Genomic DNA, 3,049 nt, shown 5'->3' on the forward strand with positions numbered 1-3,049 from the left:
AGGCTTTTTCGGCAGCGTCCTTGATCGTCACGCATTGGTTTTTTTGCTCTTGGGCCAGCTTCTCCATTTTGGTGCTGGCGGCGGTGAGGTTCCGTTCTAGCTGCTGGAATAGGGCGAACGGGTCTTGCACGTCCTCCATGTCAGTGCTGCTCATCATTGCCCCCTTGTTCGGTCAGAGAGAGGGCTGGGAGGCGCGAAAACGTCTCAAAGGCTCGTTTGTCTGCTGGACGCTCTAGCCGCTTCAAAAGGGCTTCAATGGTTCGCACGCCACGTTCATCAGTTTCAGCCAGTTTTACCAAAGCACCCCCCAGAATGTAGTTCTGACGGTCTCGCAGTTTTCCTTCTGCTTTGGCAGCTGACTTCTGGGCCTCTCTGATGCGCTTTTTTTGTTCAGCAATGATCTTTTTGGCGTTCTCAATCTCTTTTGAAATATCGCTCATAATAGCCTCATGGTGTGGGTTATCCTTGCCAACAGAATACCATATTTCCCTTGATGCCGTGAGGTATTAAGGGCGCAGTTACGACTTGCACAAGTGCAAGTCCTGCGTCATGGTGGCTTCGCCCCCCTGAACCCCCCGTTTTACGCCAAAAGAAAGAGAACAAATCCGTGGCAATCTATCGCGCCGAAACGAAACCGATCAGCCGGAGCGCAGGACGTTCTGTTGTTGCTGCTTCGGCTTATCGTTCGGGCGAAGATTTAACCAACGAACTTGACGGGCATCAGCACGATTACACCCCCCGGCAAAACAGCGTTGCACACAAGCAAGTTTTCATTCCGGGGGGTAGAACTGCCAGCCGGTCAGAGTTGTGGAATGATGCCGAACGAGCCGAGAAACGGAAGGACGCCCGCACCGGCAGAGAATGGGTGGTTGCCCTTCCGCATGAACTCACCAGCGACCAGCGGGCGGAGCTGGCCGACAGCTTTGCCCGTGAGCTGGTGGAGCGTTACGGGGTGGCCGTGGACGTGGCGGTGCATCTGCCGGGTGCTGAAGGTGACGACCGAAACCACCATGCCCACGTCCTGACCACCACGCGCACGGTGGAGCGTGGGGCAGACGGCAAGCTGGTATTTGGCGACAAAGCCACCATCGAACTGTCCGACAAGAAGCGGGCCAGCATGGGGCTGGGCAAGTCGGCCGATGATGTGACCGAGATCCGCCAGCTATGGGCGAACCTTGCCAACAATGCCCTTGAGAGGGCCGGACAAGAGGCCCGCATAGACCACCGCAGCAACGCAGAGCAGGGGCTTGATCGTGTGCCAGAGCGCCACATGGGCCAGAACGTGGTGGCCTTGGAGCGCAAGGGGCGCAGGACGCCAACAGGCAACCACAACCGCCAGGTGAGAGCGGAGAACGCACAACGGGCCGAGGTGATAGACTTCGCCCTGGCGAAGATGGAGCGGGCCATAAAGGCCATGCGTGAAGGGCTGGACAAGGTGGCCGTGGCACTCGACCGGCTTGCCCCTGCGCTCCAGCAGAGGCGCCAGCAGGCCGAGGAAAAGGCCAACCGCTGGCTGATGTTTGCCAAGGGGGTAGGGGCCGGGGCCACGAAGAAGGCCGAGGCCGACCGGCTGCAACGCGAGAAAGAGCAACGCATAGCCGCCGAGAAAGAGCGTCAGCGGGCTATCGAGAAGGCCCGCGAGGAAGCAGCCCACAAGGAGCGCTTGCGGGCCATAGGCAACCAGCGGGGCAGAGAGAGCAGCCGAGGGCGTGGCCGTTAAGGGTTTGTTCCCGGTAGAACAAACCCTTAAAAACCCCTTAACAACCCTTAGACAAACCGCCTTCCATCAGCACCAGCAAGGGGGGCGCTTCTTCCTGCGCTACGTCCCGTTCAGAGCCGGTCAGGTGCGTGGCCACGTTGGGGTTCATGAAGTAGTGAACCATACCCGGCCCCTTCATGCCGCCCAGTTTCTTGCGTGTGCGGCTTATGGCTTTGAAGGCCACCAGTTCGGACATGATTTCACTGATGGTGCGTGACGGCTGACCAATTTTCTCGGCTATTTCCTCACGGTTCAGCAGGATTTCTCCGGTGTCAGTTCGCAGGTGCTTGAAGCACAGCGCCCAGACCCGCAGCGCGGTCAGAGGACGCTTGGAGTGTTCAGCCAAATAGTCCACCACGATTGCGTTCTGTTCAGGGCTTAGCATGACGAATGTCCATCTCTTGCGGCTGGCTGTTTGGCGGTCGATCAGGCCGATGACGGCACGGAAGGCATCGGCTGGCATCTGCTCCTCAAAGGGGAGCAGGGCTTGCCTCAAAAGGTCAGCCTGATCTTGTCGGAGACGTTCAGGCTTGGGTGTCAAACGGGTGATCGTTGCAGCCATGTGGGAAACCCTTGTATTGGCGTCTATTAAGTCACACAGTGAGTGAACTAGTAGTCACACAGTGAGTGACTTAATAGCAAGCTATTTTTTGGCGGTTTTCCGGGGAAATTGCTCATTTTGGGGTGAAGTTATCCACGCCAGATATAAATAGATAAGATTCTCTTCCCCTGTAGTCCCCTTCTCAAACGGTGGAAAACTGCCCTTTTTCCTATCGTGACAGGTCACGGAAATGGGCAATTCCGTATTGCTCAGGAAGGGGGAGGGGCTGGCTAGTGGGTGCGCCAACCACGGGTCTTTCCGTCAGTTCCACGAATCAGGCACCAGTGACTCCCCTTGTCGTCAGTTTCGGCAGTAAACCCCTCGACAGTGCAGGAGGCGAGGGACTGCAAGGAACCCGCATCATCAAGCCGTTTCCCAGCTATTCCGCTTCTGGTGTTGGCCCACGACGCGGCTGCATTGGCGTCTAGGGCGGCTTCCCTGCCAACGTCATGTCCGGTGGCCCAGCCGTCACGATGCCCCAGCCAGTAACCCGCTATCCACCCGCCAGAGACCAGCAGAGCCGCGCAGAGGGCAGTCCAGATCATCAGGCGTGGTTTCGATACCGCAAACGCTTCGGACGCATCTATGGCCGTCTGAGAGGCTTTTTCGGCAGCGTCCTTGATCGTCACGCATTGGTTTTTTTGCTCTTGGGCCAGCTTCTCCATTTTGGTGCTGGCGGCGGTGAGGTT

4 protein-coding genes are annotated in these 3,049 nt (G+C 57.8%); 1 reads left to right on the forward strand and 3 read right to left on the reverse strand.

Going from position 1 to position 3,049, the window contains the following annotated elements; translation table 11 throughout:
• Window positions 1-140: 140 nt before the first annotated feature.
• Window positions 141-440: a mobilization protein gene (locus tag PWM43_RS15270; RefSeq protein WP_166123747.1), complete on the reverse strand. Its 300-nt coding sequence runs from the start codon at window positions 438-440 to the stop codon at window positions 141-143.
• Window positions 441-607: 167 nt separating this feature from the next.
• On the opposite strand from PWM43_RS15270, the gene mobQ reads away from it, so the two are divergent.
• Window positions 608-1,720: a MobQ family relaxase gene (gene mobQ, locus PWM43_RS15275; RefSeq protein ID WP_289843320.1), complete on the forward strand. Its 1,113-nt coding sequence runs from the start codon at window positions 608-610 to the stop codon at window positions 1,718-1,720.
• A 37-nt stretch (window positions 1,721-1,757) separates the two neighbouring features.
• On the opposite strand, the gene PWM43_RS15280 is transcribed toward mobQ, so the two are convergent.
• Both PWM43_RS15280 and PWM43_RS15285 read right to left on the reverse strand, forming a co-directional pair.
• On the reverse strand, window positions 1,758-2,321 hold the full coding sequence (locus PWM43_RS15280) for a hypothetical protein (RefSeq protein ID WP_194260947.1): 564 nt from the start codon (window positions 2,319-2,321) through the stop codon (window positions 1,758-1,760).
• 269 nt (window positions 2,322-2,590) lie between these two features.
• Window positions 2,591-3,049, reverse strand: a 459-nt coding sequence (locus PWM43_RS15285) for a replication protein (protein ID WP_289843321.1), incomplete at its 5' end; no start/stop codon positions are given.

Source organism: Brytella acorum (assembly GCF_029309905.1).
GTDB classification, from domain to species: Bacteria; Pseudomonadota; Alphaproteobacteria; order Acetobacterales; family Acetobacteraceae; genus Brytella; species Brytella acorum.

What these genes read in the sequence shown, in the direction of transcription:
- PWM43_RS15280 (WP_194260947.1), bottom strand. Translation starts at nt 2,321, where the DNA reads ATGGCTGCAACGATCACCCGTTTGACACCCAAGCCTGAACGTCTCCGA.
- PWM43_RS15270 (WP_166123747.1), bottom strand. Translation starts at nt 440, where the DNA reads ATGAGCGATATTTCAAAAGAGATTGAGAACGCCAAAAAGATCATTGCT.